The organism is Ideonella alba (assembly GCF_018069875.1).
GTDB lineage: Bacteria > Pseudomonadota > Gammaproteobacteria > Burkholderiales > Burkholderiaceae_C > Ideonella > Ideonella alba.
This window is the reverse complement of the sequence record NZ_JAGQDF010000012.1, coordinates 90,257-107,663: the sequence shown is the minus strand read 5'-3', so window position 1 is coordinate 107,663 and position 17,407 is coordinate 90,257. Positions and strand designations below refer to the sequence as shown.

The 17,407-nt window shown below is 69.0% G+C and carries 15 protein-coding genes and 1 pseudogene; 11 read left to right on the top strand and 5 right to left on the bottom strand.

From position 1 onward, the window contains the following. The first annotated feature begins 66 nt into the window (after window positions 1-66). The 3 genes from KAK07_RS19020 (at window position 67) to KAK07_RS19010 (ending at window position 3,496) form a co-directional block, all read left to right on the top strand. Window positions 67-1,197: an energy transducer TonB gene (locus KAK07_RS19020; protein WP_210862592.1), complete on the top strand. Its 1,131-nt coding sequence runs from the start codon at window positions 67-69 to the stop codon at window positions 1,195-1,197. Beyond that, the gene (locus KAK07_RS19015; RefSeq protein WP_210862590.1) at window positions 1,178-2,206 is read left to right on the top strand and encodes a DUF4034 domain-containing protein; all 1,029 of its coding nucleotides are present in this window, start codon (window positions 1,178-1,180) and stop codon (window positions 2,204-2,206) included. The genes KAK07_RS19020 and KAK07_RS19015 overlap by 20 nt, the downstream gene beginning before the upstream one ends. Window positions 2,207-2,491: 285 nt before the next feature. Further along, window positions 2,492-3,496, top strand: coding sequence for a DnaJ C-terminal domain-containing protein (locus KAK07_RS19010; RefSeq protein WP_210862588.1), 1,005 nt, complete (start codon window positions 2,492-2,494; stop codon window positions 3,494-3,496). A 381-nt stretch (window positions 3,497-3,877) separates the two neighbouring features. Here KAK07_RS19010 and KAK07_RS19005 read toward each other — a convergent pair whose 3' ends face one another. The 4 genes from KAK07_RS19005 to KAK07_RS18990 form a co-directional block, all read right to left on the bottom strand. Further along, the gene (locus tag KAK07_RS19005) at window positions 3,878-4,231 is read right to left on the bottom strand and encodes a Rieske (2Fe-2S) protein (protein ID WP_210851575.1); all 354 of its coding nucleotides are present in this window, start codon (window positions 4,229-4,231) and stop codon (window positions 3,878-3,880) included. After that, window positions 4,231-5,037 carry an SDR family NAD(P)-dependent oxidoreductase gene (locus tag KAK07_RS19000; protein WP_310738445.1) on the bottom strand — a complete coding sequence of 269 codons (807 nt, stop codon included), beginning with the start codon at window positions 5,035-5,037 and terminating at the stop codon, window positions 4,231-4,233. Before KAK07_RS19000 ends, KAK07_RS19005 begins: the two co-directional genes overlap by 1 nt. 23 nt (window positions 5,038-5,060) lie before the next feature. Further along, the gene (locus KAK07_RS18995) at window positions 5,061-6,116 is read right to left on the bottom strand and encodes a beta-keto acid cleavage family enzyme (RefSeq protein WP_210851573.1); all 1,056 of its coding nucleotides are present in this window, start codon (window positions 6,114-6,116) and stop codon (window positions 5,061-5,063) included. A gap of 214 nt (window positions 6,117-6,330) precedes the next feature. Then, on the bottom strand, window positions 6,331-7,326 hold the full coding sequence (locus tag KAK07_RS18990; RefSeq protein ID WP_210862585.1) for an AraC family transcriptional regulator: 996 nt from the start codon (window positions 7,324-7,326) through the stop codon (window positions 6,331-6,333). A gap of 169 nt (window positions 7,327-7,495) precedes the next feature. On the opposite strand from KAK07_RS18990, the gene KAK07_RS18985 reads away from it, so the two are divergent. From KAK07_RS18985 to KAK07_RS18960, 6 genes are all read left to right on the top strand, one after another. After that, window positions 7,496-7,942, top strand: a complete 447-nt coding sequence (locus KAK07_RS18985; RefSeq protein ID WP_210851571.1) for an aconitase X swivel domain-containing protein — start codon at window positions 7,496-7,498, stop codon at window positions 7,940-7,942. Window positions 7,943-7,959: 17 nt separating this feature from the next. After that, window positions 7,960-9,300, top strand: a complete 1,341-nt coding sequence (locus KAK07_RS18980; RefSeq protein WP_256441141.1) for an aconitase X catalytic domain-containing protein — start codon at window positions 7,960-7,962, stop codon at window positions 9,298-9,300. 84 nt (window positions 9,301-9,384) lie between these two features. Beyond that, complete coding sequence (locus KAK07_RS18975; protein ID WP_210851569.1) at window positions 9,385-10,392, top strand: Bug family tripartite tricarboxylate transporter substrate binding protein; 1,008 nt, start codon at window positions 9,385-9,387, stop codon at window positions 10,390-10,392. A 107-nt stretch (window positions 10,393-10,499) separates the two neighbouring features. Then, entirely contained in the window at window positions 10,500-11,768 is a 1,269-nt protein-coding gene (locus KAK07_RS18970) for an MFS transporter (protein ID WP_210862583.1), read from the top strand. Between the two features lie 43 nt (window positions 11,769-11,811). After that, the gene (locus KAK07_RS18965; RefSeq protein ID WP_210851567.1) at window positions 11,812-13,440 is read left to right on the top strand and encodes a 3-(methylthio)propionyl-CoA ligase; all 1,629 of its coding nucleotides are present in this window, start codon (window positions 11,812-11,814) and stop codon (window positions 13,438-13,440) included. Between the two features lie 12 nt (window positions 13,441-13,452). After that, the gene (locus tag KAK07_RS18960; RefSeq protein ID WP_210851566.1) at window positions 13,453-14,481 is read left to right on the top strand and encodes a YeiH family protein; all 1,029 of its coding nucleotides are present in this window, start codon (window positions 13,453-13,455) and stop codon (window positions 14,479-14,481) included. Window positions 14,482-14,596: 115 nt separating this feature from the next. Here KAK07_RS18960 and glmS read toward each other — a convergent pair whose 3' ends face one another. Next, window positions 14,597-16,438 (bottom strand): glutamine--fructose-6-phosphate transaminase (isomerizing), encoded by a 1,842-nt coding sequence (glmS, locus tag KAK07_RS18955; protein ID WP_210862581.1) that lies wholly within the window; start codon window positions 16,436-16,438, stop codon window positions 14,597-14,599. 137 nt (window positions 16,439-16,575) lie between these two features. Here glmS and KAK07_RS18950 point away from each other — a divergent pair, with 137 nt between their 5' ends. Both KAK07_RS18950 and KAK07_RS18945 read left to right on the top strand, forming a co-directional pair. Beyond that, complete coding sequence (locus KAK07_RS18950; RefSeq protein WP_210862579.1) at window positions 16,576-17,064, top strand: Lrp/AsnC family transcriptional regulator; 489 nt, start codon at window positions 16,576-16,578, stop codon at window positions 17,062-17,064. A gap of 7 nt (window positions 17,065-17,071) precedes the next feature. Further along, window positions 17,072-17,395 (top strand): annotated as a pseudogene (locus tag KAK07_RS18945) (IMPACT family protein); the annotation flags it as partial. Between the last annotated feature and the right edge of the window lie 12 nt (window positions 17,396-17,407).

Below are 17,407 nucleotides of genomic sequence, written 5' to 3'. Positions count from 1 at the left end.
CGGCCTGGGAGGGCAGCGATGCGGCGGGTGATCACTCAGGGGCGATGGCTCCTGCTGAGTGGCGTGGTGGCGGCGAGTGCCACCGGCGCCCTGGCGGCGACCAACACGGCCCCCGGCGCCACCAGCAAGGCCCCCACGGCCCAGGCGCTGATGGCCGAGTATGACGCCGACGTGGTCCAGCACATCGTGGAGTGGACCGAGCGCGAGATGCTGTTGCCCGGCAGCATGGCGCTGGACCCGGCGCTGCGTGCCAGCGTGAGCGAATCGACCCAGGCGCTGTCTCGCCGCCTGAGGACGATGGTGCCCACCTGGATCGCCGAGGAGCGCGCGGCACAGCGGGATCCGGCGCTGCGCGGGTCGGCGCTGACCCAGGCGCTGCTGCTGCGCTCGGTCAACGAACTGCTGATCGGCTTCGTCGAGAGCACCGGCCCGGCGCATGACGAGGCCTGGTTGCAGGCCGCGCTCGCGCCCACCGCCTGCCAGACCCATGAGCCGCTGTTCTATGCGCGCCGCATCGCCATCGTCCAGGCCGCGCCGGCGGAGGTGCGGCCCGCGCTGCTCGCCGCCGAACAGGCCCTGCTGGCGCGCTGGGGCACGACGCGGTCGGACCTGCCCCCACGCCCGGCCAATGCCGACCTGCTGGCTGGGGCGCAGGCCGCCGCACAGCTGCGCGAGGGCCTGCCGGTCACGGCCGCGCCCATGACGCCCTTCCTGGCCCGCATGGTGTTTGCACGAGATCGGCGGCCCGACGCGCCGGACCGCCGGGAACGCTGCGCGATCAGCCAGTGGTGGCTGCAGACCCAGCTGGCCGCCCCCGGCACCGACCGCGCCAAGGCGCTGCAGGTGTTCCGCTACTCGCTGCTGCCGGATGTCGAGGAACTGCTGCCTGAGCAGGTGAAGGCCGACACCAGCGGCGACAGCAGCTACCCGCGCGCCGCGCGCCACTTCGGCGTGCAGGGCAGCACCACCGTGCGCGCCCGGGTGGACGCGCAAGGCCAGGTGCAGCGCGCCGAGGTGGTGGCACGCAACATCCGCGTGCCGGGCATCCGCGACCACCGGCCGCTGGCCTTCGAAGCGCTGCTCGACGGCGCCGCACTGGCGAAGATGCGCGAGCGCCGCTTCAGCGCCCAGCCAGAGCAGGAGGTGCGTCTGGAGTTCGTCTGGAAACTCGAGGGAGATGAACGTGGTGCACGTTGACGGCCTGCGCTGCCTGCGCGCCCTGCTGGCCACGGGCCTGTTGAGCCTCGCTGCAATGAGCCACGCCCAGCCCACCGCACCGGCGGTTTCGGTGCGGGACCAGGCGCGCGAGGCGCTGCGCTTTGGCGACTTCGCCGCGCTGGAGCGTCTGTACGCCAGCGCCGCCCGACCAGGCGCGCGCGCACCACAGACCGGGACCGAGCTGGTCACGCAGTTCTGGCGGGGCGTCGAGTCGATCAGCGACGACGACCTGCCTGTCAGCGAGGGCTACTTCACCCAGCTTGACCTGCTGACCCAGCAGTGGGCCCAGGCCCACCCCCAATCCGCGATGGCTCAGCTGCTGCACGCGCAGGTTCTGCGGCAGCACGCGTGGTATGTGCGCGGCACCGGCACCTACGAGACCGTCTCGAGCACGGCGCTGCCGCGCTTCGAGACCCTGCTGAAACGGTCCTTCGAGCAACTGCAGCGCCACGAAACCCTGCTGGCCCAGGACAGTTCGTGGAACCTGATGGTGATCCAGGTCGGCCGCGGCCTGGGTCTGGGCCACGCGCGCCTGATGCCGATCTTCGACAACGGCATCGCCAGGAACCCCGACCATGACGAGCTCTACGTCGAGATGCTCACGACCATGCTGCCCCGCTGGGGCGGCAGCGTCGACATCATCGAACGCTTCATTGCCCGGGCGGCACAGGCGACGCGCGACACCCGCGGCCTGGAGATGTACGCGCGGCTCTACAGCGAGCTCAGCGACCGGGAGGTGAAGCAGCGGCTGTTCAGCGCCACCCGTGCCTCGTGGCCGTCCATGAAAGCCGGCTTCGAGGACCGTCTGTCACGCCACCCGCACGTCGACCACCGCAACGCCTACGCCTACTTCGCCTGCATGGCCCAGGACCGCGACGCCCTGCAGGAACAGCTGCGGTTGCTCAACGGCAGCTACGTGCGCCGCTTCTGGGGCGGCACGCCCGATCGCACCTACGACGACTGCAAGGCGCTGGCGCGGCAGTTGTAGGGCCGGGAGGGGTCGGGGCTGATGCGCTGCGCGCAGGGCCTCGCCGTCACGGTCGCAGTACAGGCACGCGCTTGTGGTCTCTGCTCAGGTGGCCCTGGTGATCAGGCTGGGCCGATAGCGTGGGACGCCGCCCGCATCGGCGGCCGGCGCTCGAAGAATCCCCACCGCAGCACACGCGGGTGGCAAATCGCCGCCAGCGGCGCCGACACCACGGCCCCCACAGCGCCCGCCGACTCCCTGACGCAGCAGCGACAATGCCCGCTGTTGCTGCAGGGGGGATGAAACGTGAGCATCGACGACGCCTACGTCGAACTGGGCCTGGCGCCCGGCGCCACCGACGCTGAGGTCAAGCAGGCCTGGCGGCGGATGGTGTCGCGCTGGCACCCGGACCGCAATGCGTCGGCCGAGGCCGCGGCACTGATCCAGCGCATCAACGGCGCCTATGAGCGCATCCGCCTGGCCACGCTGGCGCCGGTGGATGAGGCCGATCAGGCCCCTGCAACGTCGGCCGCAGAGGGCCGCGTGGTGCGCCGCCGCGTGCGCCTGTCCATCGAAGAGGCCGTGCAAGGCGCCACGCGCGACCTGCGCGGCCGCCTGGTCGACCCCTGCCTGCCCTGCGACGGCCGCGGCGTGCTGGGTGAGCCGCAGCCCTGCCCCAGCTGCCGCGGCAGCGGCCGGCAGCGCCAGGACTGGTGGCTGGCCTGGCCGGCCACCGACAAGGCCTGCGCCGACTGCCAGGGCAGCGGCCAGCGACAGACCAGCTGCCCCACCTGCGACGGCGCCGGCCAGCAGACCTGGCGCTACCGCTGCAGCGTGCGCCTGCCGGCCGGCCTGCGCCAGGGCGACGTGCTGATGGCCGACGGCGGCGGACGGCACCGCGGCGGCTTCGATGGCCGGCTGGAGCTGCGCATCGAGCTGGCCCCGCACCCGCTGTTCCAGTGGAGCGACGACGGCACGCTGCGCTGCCAGCTGCCGGTGGACGGCTTTGCCTGGCTGGCCCAGCAATGGATCGAGGTGCCTGCCCCCACCGGCCTGCAACAGATGCGCCTGCGCCGCGGCCGCCTGGTCTACCGCCTGCCCGGCCAGGGCTTTCCTCTGGCGCGCGGCAGCGCCGAGCGCGGCGACTACCTGGTCACGGTGGAGCCCACCTTCCCGTCACACCCGGACGCCGAACAGCAGGCCCTGCTGGAGCGCCTGGCGGCGATTGCCGACGCCCACCCCGAGAAGGCGCTGCAGGCCTGGCGCCAGCGGCTGCAGGCCTGGGAGCGCGGGCGACGGGTGGGGCGTTGAGGCGTCTGCGCGGCGATCTCCTGCCGCTGCGGTGGACGGGGCGGCCGCCGTGCAGCGGTCGCTGCGCCGTCGGCCCTGAGCTCACCCCCGTGACTCCAACAAGTACGGCTCGTCGAAGTCGGACTGCTCGCAGATTGAGGCACCACCAGGCCCAAGAAGGGCGCCGACGTGTCGACTCTCATGTCCTATGCAGGGCCACTTGGCAGCGGTTGCAGTCGGTCGATGCTGGGTCGCTCATCGCCTGCTACCGGCCAGGGCGGTCCTCCGGCTCACTGCCCGACAACAGTCATGCGGGCGTCTCTGTGAAGCGTGTGCTGGAAGATCGATCGTTCGGAATTGGTCCGACGAAACCCGGGAACTGGCGACTCGAGTCGCGGCCGTCTATCGCAGCTGGCGTTCCACGTCGGCGCCAACATCCTGCACAGCATCGGGCAGCTCCAGCATCACCACGCCGTCGATGACTCGAACGGCATGCTTCCTGGCTTGCAGCATGGGTGGGCCCGGAGGGCATGCCGGATCGAGCTCGAACGTCAGCCCATGCACCGGGCAGCGCACACGCGTCCCACTCAGCCTGCCATTGGCGAGCGAGGCGCCGGCATGGGGGCAGGAGTCGTCGACGGCGTACGCGGAATCACCGACCCTGAAGACCGCCAGGTCCAGCCCGTCGCGGCAGACCCGCAGGCCTCGGCCGACCGGCAGCGCGCTGAGTGCGATCAACGGGATCGGGGCGGGCATCAGATCACCATGCCGCCGTTCGGGCTGATGACCTGCCCGACCAGATAGTGCCCACCGGCCGCAAGGAAGACCGCGACGTTGGCGTATTCCTCGGGCGCGCCGAGGCGCCCCGCCGGGACCATCTGGAACAGGCTGTTGCGCTGGGCCTCGGTGGCGGCGGCGAGGTAGGCCTCGAAGGGCGGCGTCATCACGCCACCACAGGCGATCGCGTTGACGAAGATGTTGGCGCCGGCGACGTCGTAGGCCGTTGTCCGGGTCAGGCTGATCACGCCGGCCTTGCTGGCCGAGTAGCCCGGGCTGTGCACGCTGGCAGCACCCAGCGCGGACACCGAGGCCACGTTGATGATCTGGCCCGAGCGCTGCGGCTCCATGAAGCGCAATGCCGCGCGCGTGCACCAGAACACGCCATGCATGTTGACGCCCCACCACTTGAGCCAGTCGTCGTCGCTGAGCGACGCGACGATGCCCAGCGACCGGCGCGGCACTGGCGTGGTGGCGTAGGCGTAATGCCTGTTGCGGCGCTCGGCCTCCTCGGGCGAGCCCGGCACGCGGGCAGCGTTGTTCACGAGGATGTCGACGGTGCCGAATCGGTTGCCGGCCTGCTCGAACATCGCATCGACCGCGGCGCGGTCCGAGACGTCGCAGCGCAGGGCCAGGCACTCGGCACCGAGCGCCGTGACGGCAGCGCGGGTCTCGTCGAGCGCCTCGGTGTCGAGGTCGCAGAGCACGAGGCGAGCACCCTCGCGGGCATAGGCGCGTGCGATCGTCCCGCCGAGGCCGCGGCCGGCCCCGGTGATCAGGGCCACGCGGCTGGCCAGTCGAGCGGCGCTCATGCGGCTCGAAGCATCGGTGCACCACGTTCGCCGGGCTGGCGATTGGGCGAGTAGCCGAGCCTGGCCAGTGTCTCGTCCGTGCTGCGGTACTGCGTGCCGATCTGGTAGATCTCTCGCGCCTGTTCGCCGGTGGCCACCTCGCGATACAGCTCGCGCGCGATGCGAACCATCTGCTCGACCTGCTGGACGCTGGTGATGCGTTCACCCTTGCGGCCCCACAGGTTGTCCTCGATGCCAACGCGCACATGCAGGCCCATCGCAATGGCCATGGCGTTCAGCGGAAGCACGGTGCGCATGATGCCCTCGATGGTCAGCACGGCACCGGTCGGCACGCGGCGAATGAACTCCAGCATGTTGGTGGGGTTGGGGCCGTCCATGCCGCCCCCGATCATCACGTGGTTGAGCACCAGCGGGCCGTGGTAGTGGCCACGGCGAATCAGGCGCTCCACGGTCTCGAGCTGGCCGACGTCGCCGAGCATGAAGTGCGGCTGGATGCCTTTGGCCTGCAGGCGCCTGAGGTGTTCGGTGACGAAGGCCGGGCCAGACGGGATGGTCATCTCGCTGTAGGCCGCCTGGTAGGCCGGCAGCGCCAGCGAGGTGCCGGCCACGTCGTCGGCGCTCATCAGTTCGCAGACGTTCATCTGGTTGGTGTTGATCGCGATCGTGACCTGATCGGGCTTCGGCGTGAGCTCGGCCAGCATGTGCCGCGTGTCGTCGTTCAGCCACTGGGCCCCGGCGCCTTCGCCCTCGGGCGCGAAGGAGATCGAGCCGCCCACCTGCAGCAGCATCTTCGGCACGGCTTCGCGCAACCGGGCCAGCATCTCGTTGAACTTCGACAGCCGCTTGCTGCCTTTGCCGTCTTCCTCGCGCACGTGCACGTGCAGCACTGTGGCGCCAGCGTTGTAGCAGTCGACGGCCTTTTGGATCTGCGCGTCCATGGACACCGGGATGTCGTCGGAGTCGCCGGGCAGGAATTCGGGGCCGTACGGAGCGACCTGGATCACCAGGGGTTGCTGATTCTCGGGAAACAGCGAGTCGTCGAGGAAATGCATGGCGGTTGTCCTTGGGGTGAGCGGGTGCCGGAAACCTGCGGGCGGGCCCTGCGTCGTTGGGCAGGGTCCGCCGCGGTGCCGATGCGTGCGCCGCATGTCCGATCGGCAGGGGAGATTCTTCGGCGCTCGCGTTCCAGGAGATGCAAACCCGGGACATGCGAGTGCATTTTCGGGACACACTCGGGATATCCCGATCTCCTCAGATGACTCGACGTCAACGCAAACGGCGGCGGGTGCGCGGCGGCGGCGTCACCGAGTGCCGACGCATCCAGTGGGACAGCCCGCTGGCCGAATTCAGTCCGACGAGTTCAGCGATCTCACTGTGCTTGCGATGGCCACCGAGGTAGGTCGTGACGAGGATCAGGCGCTTGTCCTCCATCAACTGGCGGAAGCTCGTCGACGCGTCGGCCAGGCGCCGATGAAGCGTGCGCCGCGTCATGCCCAGATGCGCCGCTACCGCGTCGGCGTTGCACTGTCCGGTGGGCAGCAAAGCCACGATGACTTCACCGACTTCCTCGCTGATCGAGCGTGCCCGACCGCGGATCAACTGGTCGATGTGGTCCTGCAGGTAGCTCAGCAGCACGGGGTCGGGCGCGTCGAAGGCCACGTCCAGGTCGGAACGCGCCAGCACGAGGCCATCGAAGTCTGCCCGGAAGGCAGGAGAGCAGCGGAACAGGTCGCGATGCATGGTCGGGCCTCGCGGCGGCAGGTGGCGGAACATCACCGAACGCGGCCGCCAGCCCGTCTGCATCACGGCCTGGATGTAGCGGCACAGACCGCCGAAGATGAGCTCGCTGACCTGCCGCGAGCCCACGCGGTCCGCGAGGTCGATGTTGCCGCGGAGGACGGCGACGTCGCCCTCTTCCTCAACCAAGAGCGACAACGGGCCGATGTTCAGCGACTGGTAGTGACAGACCACGGCCAGCATCTGGCGCAAGGACGGCTGCATGCCCGCGAGCAGCGCCATCGGGCCCATGTTGGACATGCGCCGCTTGTCGGCCAGTCGCAGGCCGAAGTCCTCGACGCCGGTGCGGGCCGCGGCGAGATCCAGCAAGGTGGCCACGCTGCTGGCCGCCACGAGCAGGTCCGGCTGCGTCAGTGCCTGGGCGGGCAGGCGCGCCTGCGCTGCCAGTTCAACCGGGTCCAGCCCGTAGCCGCTGACCAGATCCGAGAACCCGGACAAGCCGGCACTGCGGGTTAGTTGGGTCATCAGTTGTCACTGTTTTTCAACTACTTGTCGCAATCCTACATGTGAACGGAGCTCCCAGCGTCTTCAATGCGGCCTTCGGTGGTTGCCGCTTCGAGCGGCCCGCCGACCGCAAGGGCCAGCACGCGCCGGCCGCCCCAGCACCGACGACTCGCGACAAGGAGACGAGACGATGGAACAGAAACACACGTACACCGGAACTGCCCGTTCCAAGGGCCGGACCGCGGGCGAAGCCCTGGTCTGCGACATGAACCTCAGCTGGGCGCCTTGCTCCGTTGTCAACGACGGCACGATCCGCGCCTTCGGCAACAAGCTCAACGGCCAGAGCGTCAAGGACAAGATCGTCGTCTACCCGACGGTGACCGGGTCGACCTCGGGATCGTTCGGCCTGCTGTTCAAGGTCAAGGAAGCGCACACCGGACCAAAGGCGCTGATCTGCCGCGACGTGCACTACATCGACATCGCAGGTGCCATCGCCAGCGACATCCCCGCCATCGACGGCCTGAATGCGGATCCGCTGGAAGTCATCCAGTCCGGCGACTGGGTCGAGATCGTCGCCGACGAAGTCGGCAAGCCCGCCACCGTGACCGTCACGCGTCATCGCGCGGCGAACGCCTGAACCTCAAGGAGACGATCATGAGACTCAATACCTACGAACAGGAAATGCTCGAAGGCAAGCACGGCAAGGGCAAGCGCTTCGCGATGGAGAAGCTGGTCGACTTCGGCCGTGCGGTGGGCGCCGAGGAGATGGTGCCGCTGACCTTCGTGCACTACATCGGCTGCGTCAAAGACCTGCCGCGCGACACGCCGGAGTACCAGCAGTTCGAGTGGGGCCAGGGCCTGCAGCTCGAGCCGCTGTTCGAGATGGGCGCCAAGGTGACCGACGACCCGCGCGTGACGTGCTCGACCGACCCGTTCCTGCACCAGCTCGACCGTTTCGACGAACCCGGCACGCCTTGGAACAACAAGTACTACAAGCTGCCGAAGATCGTGCACGAAGCGTCGGTGCGCGGCTACGAGGCGATGAAGGACGCGGGCTGGGTGCCCACGCACTCGTGCACGCCGCAGTTCAACACCGTTAGCCCGAAGCGCGGCGAATACGCGGCCTCGTGCGAATCGAGCTGCGCCGCCTACCTGAACACCATCATGGGCGTGAAGACCAACCGCGAGAACGCGGTCACCGGCATGTACGCCGCCTATGCCGGCGTGCTGCCGAAATACGGCATGCTGCTGGAAGAGAACCGGCGCCCGAAGGTGATCTTCGATCTGGCCGACGAGATCAAGCAACACATCGTGGACGACCCGGCCGACTGGGCGGCGCTCGGCGGTGCCATCGCGATGAAGGTCAACAACCGCGGCATCCCGGCTGTGACCAACATGCCGGACCGGCTCACGACCTCCGCAGCCAAGGCCCTGACGGCCTGCGCGTCGCCCGGCATGAACGACCCCATGCTCCACCTCATCGGCATCACGCCGGGATCCGACACGCTGGAGCAGGCCTTCGGCGGTGCGGTGCCGGCCAATGTCGAGCGCATCCCCATCACGCTGGCCGACGTCCGTGCGGTCTACGAGCACCTGCGCACCGCCAAGACCGACAAGGTCGACATCGTGCACATGGGCTGCCCGCACCTGACCTACGAGGAAATCCGGATGATCGCGCGTGCGATCGAGGGCAAAAAGGTTCACCCCGACGTGATGATGTGGGCGCAGACCGACACGCCGTCGTACAACATGGCCAAGCACTACGGCGAAGCCAAGATCATCGAGGACGCAGGCGGCAAGATTTATCACCAGACCTGCGCCGGCATGAACATGCTCAGCAAGGACTGGGGCAGCAACTTCACCGTGGCCACAAGCAGCTTCAAGCAGATCAAGATCTTCGGAGGCCTCGGCCACAGCCTGATCTTCGCGAGCCTTCCCGAGCTGATCAACGCTGCTGTGACGGGCCGCTACACACCATCGCGCTGGGCTCGATAGGACGTAGACAAGGACAGAGGAACGGCCTCGACGGCCCGGCAACGGTCCGGGTCGCAGGCCCCCCGCCATCAAGGAGACAAGACCATGAAGCAGTTCCATCACCTCGGCCGTCGCATGTTCCACCGCGCGGCTTTCGCCACCGCGATCGGCTCGACGCTGGGCCTCCTCGCGCCAGCCGCCGCCGCTCAGACCTGGCCCGAAAAGACCATCCGCCTGATCGTCCCGTCGCCGGCCGGCAGCGGCCTGGACCAGGTAGCGCGCATCCTGTCCGAGCGCCTGTCGCCGGCGCTGGGCCAACAGGTCATCGTCGAGAACAGGCCCGGCGCCGCGGGCATCATCGGGGCCGCCGAGGTGCTCAAGTCGCCGCGCGACGGCTCGACCTTCATGGTCATGATCAACGGGTTCGCGTCCGAGATCCCGCATGCGGTGAAGATGCCGTTCGACCCGATGACCAGCTTCCGTCCGCTGGTCCAGCTCGCCACCTACGGTCTGGTCCTGACCACGCATCTGCAGGTGCCCGGTAACGATCTGGCAGGCTTCATTGCCTATGCCAAGGCGAACAAGGGCAAGGTCAACTTCGCGTCCTACAGCGCGGGCACGGTGTCGCACACGCTGGGCCTGGAGCTCAACAAATTGGCCGGTCTGGACATGTTGCACGTGCCATACAAGGGCTCGCCGCCTGCGCTGCAGGACCTGATGGGCGGGCAGGTGCAAGCCATGTTCGACGCGTCGAGCAACGTGCAGCCGTTCGCGAAGGCGGGCAAGCTGAAGGTGCTGGCCACCACGGCGCCGCAGCGCCTGGTGTCGTTCCCCGACGTGCCCACGTTCGCGGAGCTGGGCTACAAGGAACTCACCGAGACGGCATGGGCTGGCTTGTGGGCCGCCGCCGGCGTGCCTGCCAACATCCAGCAGAGGATGCGCGACGAGACCCTCAAGATCCTGCAGGATCCCAAGGTGCGCGAGACCTTCGTCTCGACGATGGGCTGGGGCCTGGGATCCGGCGCCACGCCTGATGAGCTGGTCGCCTCGCTGCGCGCCGCGTCGGACCGCCAGGCCGCGATGTTGAAGGCCATCGGCTTCAAGCCCGACTGACGAGGGCGGGCCGCCAGGCCCCTTCACCGTCCCCGTTCAGACACCGACGGGCGGCAGCGCACCATGCGATGCCGCCCGGCACCGCCCCACGACCCCAGGAGTCCGTCATGCGCTGGAAAGACAAGCCCAACGGCGTGCTGATCGCCCTGCTGGCCATCCACGTCATCGCCCACATCGACCGCAACATGCTGCTCGGCTTCTCGCCGCAGATCACGCGGGACCTGGCGCTCAGCAACGCGCAGTACGGCTTCCTGGCCGGGGCGGTCTGGGTGCTGAGCTATGGCCTGATGGCCGTCTTCATGGGCAGCCTGGCCGATCGTTTCAGCCGCACCCGGGTCATGGCCGCGGGCATCCTGATCTGGAGCGCCTGCACCGCGGCCTCGGGTGCCGCACAGAGCTTCGAGCAGATGGTGCTCGCGCGCTTCCTCGTCGCCTCCGGCGAGGCGGCGCTGGTGCCGGCCGCGGTGTCGCTGCTCGTGGAGCTGTTCCTGGCCCGCCGCGCGGGCACCGCGGTGGGCGTCTTCTTCATGGGCATCCCGCTGGGTATCGGCCTGAGCTTCCTGCTCGCCGGCACGCTCGGTGCGGCCCAAGGATGGCGGAGCACCTTCTACCTGCTGGGCATCGTCGGGGTGATGATCGGCGTGCCGATGCTTGCGCTGAAAGATCGCCGAGACAACGTCGACGAGACCCGCCGCGGAGTGGCCTTCCTGCCGCAGATCAATGCGGCACTGGCCTCGCTGCGAGGCAACCCGACGGTCGTGCACACCATCGTCGGCTTCGTGCTGGTGCACATGGCGTTTGCGGGCTTGTCGTTCTCGCAGCTCTGGCTGGTGCGCGAGCGCGGCTTCGACGCCGCCGCGATCGCGCGCCAGATCGGCGGGCTGCAAATCGTCTTCGGCATCCTGGGCGCGGGTGTCGGCGGCGTGCTCAGCGACCGTTTGGCCCGGCACATGAGGGGCGGCCACGCCGGCTTCGCCATGCTGCTGATCGTCCTGTGCGGACCGCTGATGCTGGCCTACCGGTTCGCCACGCCGGGCTCCCTGCTCTTCTACGTGGGCATGTGTGCGGGCTTCTTCCTGCCGCTGGCCACGTACGGCCCGTCGATGGCCTTGATCCAGGGGCTGACGCCGGACCGCGTGAGATCCACGGTCACGGGCATCGCGATGCTGCTGATCAACGTGTTCGCGATCGCCATCGGCAACCTCGCCATCGGCGCGGTGAGCGACCGGATGAACACTGCCGGGGCGACCAACGGCCTGACGCTGTCGCTGCTGGCCACTGACGTCCTGGCGATCTCTGCAGCCCTGTTCTTCGGCCTGGCGGCTCGCGGGACCCGGTTGCACGCCGCGCCGGCATCCGTCGCCCCCGCCCATTGAGCGCCCGCCCCGCCCTACCAACCTCCGTCAAGGACCCCATCCCATGCTCGGACAAATGATGCAGCAGCCGCTGCTGATCTCTTCCCTGCTCGTGCACGCCGAGCGCCACCACGGCGAACAGCAGGTGGTGTCGCGCCGCGTGGAGGGCGACCTGCACCGCCAGACCTTCCGCGAGCTGGCGGCCCGCTCGCGCCGCATGGCCAACGCGCTGAAGGCGCTCGGCGTGGCCGACGGCGAGCGCGTGGGCACGCTGGCCTGGAACGGCCACCGCCACATGGAGCTGTACTACGCCGTCAGCGGCATGGGCGCCGTGCTGCACACGCTCAACCCGCGCCTGCACGCCGAGCAGTTGGCCTGGATCGCCAACCATGCCGAAGACCGCGTGGTGTTCTTCGACCTGACCTTCCTGCCGCTGGTCGAGGCTGTCGCCCCGCACCTGCCGCAGGTGCGCCAGTTCGTGCTGATGACCGACCGCGCGCACATGCCAGCAAGCAGCACGATCGCCCACTTGCTGTGCTACGAAGACTTGCTGGACGCCGCGAGTGACCGCTTCGACTGGCCGCGCTTCGACGAGAACCGCGCCAGTTCGCTGTGCTACACGAGCGGCACGACGGGCAACCCCAAAGGCGCGCTCTACAGCCACCGCTCCACCGTTCTGCACACCTACGCGGTGGCGCTGCCGGACTCGCTCGGGCTGTCGTCGCGCGACGTGATCCTGCCGGTGGTGCCGATGTTCCACGTCAACGCCTGGGGCCTGCCGTACGCAGCCTGCATGGTGGGCGCCAAGCTGGTCTTTCCAGGGCCGCACCTGGACGGCAAGAGCCTGTACGAGCTGTTCGAGAGCGAGCAGGTGACCGTCTCGGCAGGCGTGCCCACCGTGTGGCAAGGGCTGCTGGCCCACGTCCAGGCGAACCAGCTGCGCTTCGGTTCCATGACACGCACCGTCATCGGCGGCTCGGCCTGCCCGCCGGCGATGATGCGGACCTTCCAGGAGACCTATGGCGTGACGGTGCTGCATGCCTGGGGCATGACGGAACTGAGCCCGCTGGGCACGGTCGGCGTGCTCAAAGGCCACCAGGAGAGGCTGGACGCGCAGGCGCGCATGGCGATCCAGTCCAAGCAGGGCCGCGGCATCTTCGGCATCGACATGAAGATCGTCGGCGAGGACGGCGAGGAACTGGCCTGGGACGGCAAGACCTCGGGCGAGTTGATGGTCAGGGGCCCGTGGGTCATCCAGCAATACTTCAAAGGCGAGGGCGGCGACCCACTGCGGGAAGGCTGGTTCCCCACGGGCGACGTCGCCCTCATCGACGCGGACGGCTTCATGCAAATCACCGACCGCAGCAAAGACGTCATCAAGTCAGGCGGCGAGTGGATCGGCTCAATCGAACTCGAGAACATCGCGATGGCCCACCCCGCGGTGGCGATGGCGGCCTGCATCGCCGCGCGCCACCCGAAATGGGACGAGCGCCCGCTGCTGGTGGTCATGCGCAAGGCCGGCGCCGAGCTCACGCGCGAAGGCCTGCTGCAGTTCTACGAAGGCAAGATCGCCAGGTGGTGGACGCCTGACGACGTGGTCTTCGTCGATGCGATCCCGCTCGGGGCCACCGGCAAGATGCAAAAGAACAAGCTGCGCGAGATGTTCAGGGACCACCGTCTGCCAACGGCCTGAGCTGTGATCGACATGCTGAACGCACTCGCCCGGGCCGCGAGCCCTGCACAGCTCCGCGCGCTGTTCCCCGGCGCGATGGCGTGCGCCGTGGTCGCCGCCGCGGCAGGTTTTCTGGGGCAGCACTACGGTGCGCCGGTGCTGCTGTTCGCGCTGCTGCTGGGCTTGGCGATGAACTTCCTGGCTGCCGAAGGCCCGTGTGGCCCCGGTATTGCGTTCTGCTCGCGCGGCCTGCTGCGCGCGGGCGTGGCCCTGCTGGGCCTGCGCATCACGGCCGGGCAGGTGCTGGCGCTGGGCTGGGGGCCGTTGGCGATGGTGCTGCTGTGCGTGGCGCTGACCATCGGGCTGTCGATGCTCGCCGCGCGCGCAATGGGCTTCCAGGGCCTGTTCGGTCTGCTCACGGGTGGGGCCACCGCCATCTGCGGCGCCTCGGCCGCGCTGGCGCTCTCAGCGGCCTTGCCGGCGCATCCGCAGAAGGAACGCGCGACGTTGTTCACCGTGATCGGCGTCTCGGCGCTGTCCACGCTGGTGATGGTGGCCTACCCGATGCTGGTGCGATCGCTTGGGCTGGACGCTCGCCACGCGGGCATCTTTCTCGGCGCGACCATCCACGACGTGGCGCAGGTGGTCGGCGCGGGCTACAGCGTGTCCAGCCAGGCCGGCGACGTCGCCACGCTCGTCAAGCTGCTGCGCGTCGCGATGCTGCTGCCGGTGATCATGCTGGCGTCGGCCGTCACCCGGGTGCGCCTGGCTGCGGCCGAGCCCGGCGCGCAAGCGGGGCCGCGTCCGCCGCTGCTGCCCGGCTTCGCGCTGGCCTTCGCGCTGATCGTGGCGGTCAACAGCACTGGATTCGTTCCCACGTCCATCCAGTCCCTGGGCAGCGAGTGCTCGCGCTGGTTCCTCGTCGCCGCGATCGCCGGCATCGGCATGAAGACCGAGCTCAAGCAGCTCGCGACCGTGGGTCTGCGGCCCGTCATCCTGATGGTCGGCGAAACGGCCTTCCTCGCCGCCTTGACCCTCGGGCTGATGCGATGGATGACCTGACCTCGGCGTCGATCGCCTTCGCTCGAATGTCCACTTCGACAAACGCGCAATGACTGCTGAGGGTCGATAGCCACCGATCGAGAGACACCCGGCGACCGACTGCAGTCGGCCACGGTCACTCCACCGTCACCGACTTGGCCAGGTTCCTGGGCTTGTCCACATCCGTCCCCCGCGCGCACGCCGTGTGATACGCCAGCAACTGCAGCGGCACCACATGCAGGATGGGGCTGAGCGCGCCGTAATGTTCGGGCATGCGGATGACGTGCAGGCCTTCGCCGCTGTCGATGCGGGTGTCGCTGTCGGCGAAGACGAAGAGTTCGCCGCCGCGGGCGCGGACTTCCTGCAGGTTGCTCTTGAGTTTTTCCAGCAGCGCGTCGTTCGGGGCCACGGTGACCACCGGCATCTCGGCGGTGACCAGGGCCAGCGGGCCGTGCTTGAGCTCACCCGCGGGGTAGGCCTCGGCGTGGATGTAGCTGATTTCCTTGAGCTTGAGCGCGCCTTCCAGCGCGATCGGGTAGTGCAGGCCGCGGCCCAGGAAGAGCGCGTTTTCCTTGCGGGCGAAGGCCTCGGCCCAGGCCACCACCTGGGGCTCCAGCGCCAGCACGGCCTGCAGGGCCACCGGCAGGTGGCGCATGGCCTTGAGGTGCTCGGCCTCCTGGGCAGGGGTGATGGTGCCGCGCACCTGGGCCAGCGCCAGCGTCAGCAGGAACAGGCCGGCCAGCTGGGTGGTGAAGGCCTTGGTGCTGGCCACGCCCACTTCCACGCCGGCGCGGGTGATGTAGGCCAGTTCGCACTCGCGCACCATGGCGCTGGTGGCCACGTTGCAGATGGTCAGGGTGTGCGGCATGCCCAGTGACCGCGCGTGCTTCAGCGCGGCCAGGGTGTCGGCGGTCTCGCCGCTCTGGCTGATGGTGACCACCAGGGTGCGCGGGTCGGGCACGCTGTCGCGGTAGCGGTACTCGCTGGCGATCTCCACGCTGGTGGGGATGCGGGCGATGCTCTCCAGCCAGTACTTGGCGGTGCTGCCGCTGTAGTAGCTGGTGCCGCAGGCCAGGATCAGCACACGGTCGATCTCCTGGAACACGCGGAAGGCGCTGTCGCCGAACAGCTCGGGTGTGATGCCCTCCACGCCCTCCAGCGTGTCGGCAATCGCGCGCGGCTGCTCGAAGATTTCCTTTTGCATGTAGTGGCGGTAGGGGCCCAGCTCGGCGGCGCCGCTGTGGGCCTGCACGGTCTTGACCTCGCGCTGCACCGGCTTGAAGCCGCCGCCGGGCTGGCGCGTGACGATCCAGTGCTTGCCCAGTTGCAGGTCGACCACGTCGCCCTCTTCCAGGTAGACGATGCGGTCGGTCACGCCGGCCAGCGCCATCGCATCGGACGCCAGGTAGGTGGCGCCCTCGTCGGCGCCGGTGCCCACGCCCAGAATCAGTGGCGAGCCCTCGCGCGCGCCCACCACGCGGTGCGGCTCGTCGCGGCTGAACACGGCGATCGCGTAGGCGCCCTTCAGGCGCGCCACGGCCTGCTGCACGGCCTCGAAGAGGTCGCCGTCGTAGAGCTGGTGCACCAGGTGGGCGATGACCTCGGTGTCGGTCTGGCTCTCGAAAACGTAGCCCTTGGCCTGCAATTCGGCGCGCAGCTCGTCGTGGTTCTCGATGATGCCGTTGTGGACCAGCGCGATGCGCCCGTTGCTGAAGTGCGGGTGGGCGTTGTGCACCGCCGGCGCGCCGTGGGTGGCCCACCGGGTGTGGGCGATGCCGGTGCCGCTGGCCACGCCGTCGGTGTCGACCTGCGCCTGCAGCTCGGCCACGCGGGCGGTGGAGCGGCTGCGGCGCAGCTCGCCGTCCTGGTGCACCGCCACGCCGCAGCTGTCATAGCCGCGGTACTCCAGCCGCTGCAGGCCCTGGACGAGGACGGGGACGATGTTGCGCGTGCTGACCGCGCCGACGATGCCACACATGGGGGTTCACCTGGAGGTTGGACTGGGCGGCATCGTAGTCAGGCCTGGAAGAAAGATGTTTGCCAGATGTTGATGTGAATGGAATTTTTGATCATGATCAGCCAGAATTGGCAGATTCATTCAAACTCGATTACATCTTGGAATTTTCCATCGAGCTGGATGCGATCGACTGGCGCCTGCTGGACCTGCTGCAGGCCGATGCCAGCCTGACCAACCAGGCGCTGGCCGAGGCGGCGCACGTCTCGCCGGCCACCGCGCTGCGGCGCGTCAAGCGCCTGCGCGAGGCAGGCGTGGTCGAGCGCTTCACCGTGCTGCTGGCCCCGGCCTTCGCCGGCCGCGGGCTGACCGCGCTGTGCGAGGTCAGCCTGGACCGCCAGGGCGCCGAGCACCTGGACGCCTTCGAAGCCCGCGTGGTGGCCGAAGCGGCGGTGCAGCAGTGCTGGCGCGTCTCGCCCGGCCCCGACTTCATGCTGGCCGTCTGGGCGCCCGACATGCCGGGCTACCTGGCGCTGAGCCAGCGCCTGTTCACCCAGGACGCCAATGTGCGCAACGTGAAGGCCTTCTTCGCCACCAAGCGGGCGAAGTTCGCGCCCACCGTGCCGGCGCCCGACCGGCCGGCCCGTTAACCGCGCCATGCCCAGCACGCTGGCCGGGCCTGCACGGGCCGAGCAGTTGATCCGCAAGAGCCGTTTCATTGGCTGCGTGCAGCCGGTGGCCAACCGTGCCGAGGCACTGGCGGTGGTGGCCGCCCTGCGGGCCGAGCACCCGGGCGCGGCCCATGTCTGCTGGGCGCTGATGGCCGGCGGCCAGAGCGCCGCGGTCGACGATTGCGAACCCAGCGGCACCGCGGGCCGGCCGATGCTGGAGGTGCTGCGCCACCAGGACCTGGACGGCGTGCTGGCCACCGTGGTGCGCTACTTTGGCGGCGTGAAGCTGGGCGCCGGCGGCATGGTGCGGGTGCGCTTCAGC

Bases quoted from the DNA above. Each gene is read 5' to 3' on its own strand.
- KAK07_RS19015 (WP_210862590.1), top strand. From the start codon at position 1,178: ATGAACGTGGTGCACGTTGACGGCCTGCGCTGCCTGCGCGCCCTGCTG.
- KAK07_RS19005 (WP_210851575.1), bottom strand. From the start codon at position 4,231: ATGCCCGCCCCGATCCCGTTGATCGCACTCAGCGCGCTGCCGGTCGGC.
- KAK07_RS18995 (WP_210851573.1), bottom strand. From the start codon at position 6,116: ATGCATTTCCTCGACGACTCGCTGTTTCCCGAGAATCAGCAACCCCTG.
- KAK07_RS18990 (WP_210862585.1), bottom strand. From the start codon at position 7,326: ATGACCCAACTAACCCGCAGTGCCGGCTTGTCCGGGTTCTCGGATCTG.
- KAK07_RS18985 (WP_210851571.1), top strand. From the start codon at position 7,496: ATGGAACAGAAACACACGTACACCGGAACTGCCCGTTCCAAGGGCCGG.
- KAK07_RS18980 (WP_256441141.1), top strand. From the start codon at position 7,960: ATGAGACTCAATACCTACGAACAGGAAATGCTCGAAGGCAAGCACGGC.
- KAK07_RS18975 (WP_210851569.1), top strand. From the start codon at position 9,385: ATGAAGCAGTTCCATCACCTCGGCCGTCGCATGTTCCACCGCGCGGCT.
- KAK07_RS18970 (WP_210862583.1), top strand. From the start codon at position 10,500: ATGCGCTGGAAAGACAAGCCCAACGGCGTGCTGATCGCCCTGCTGGCC.
- KAK07_RS18965 (WP_210851567.1), top strand. From the start codon at position 11,812: ATGCTCGGACAAATGATGCAGCAGCCGCTGCTGATCTCTTCCCTGCTC.
- KAK07_RS18960 (WP_210851566.1), top strand. From the start codon at position 13,453: ATGCTGAACGCACTCGCCCGGGCCGCGAGCCCTGCACAGCTCCGCGCG.
- glmS (WP_210862581.1), bottom strand. From the start codon at position 16,438: ATGTGTGGCATCGTCGGCGCGGTCAGCACGCGCAACATCGTCCCCGTC.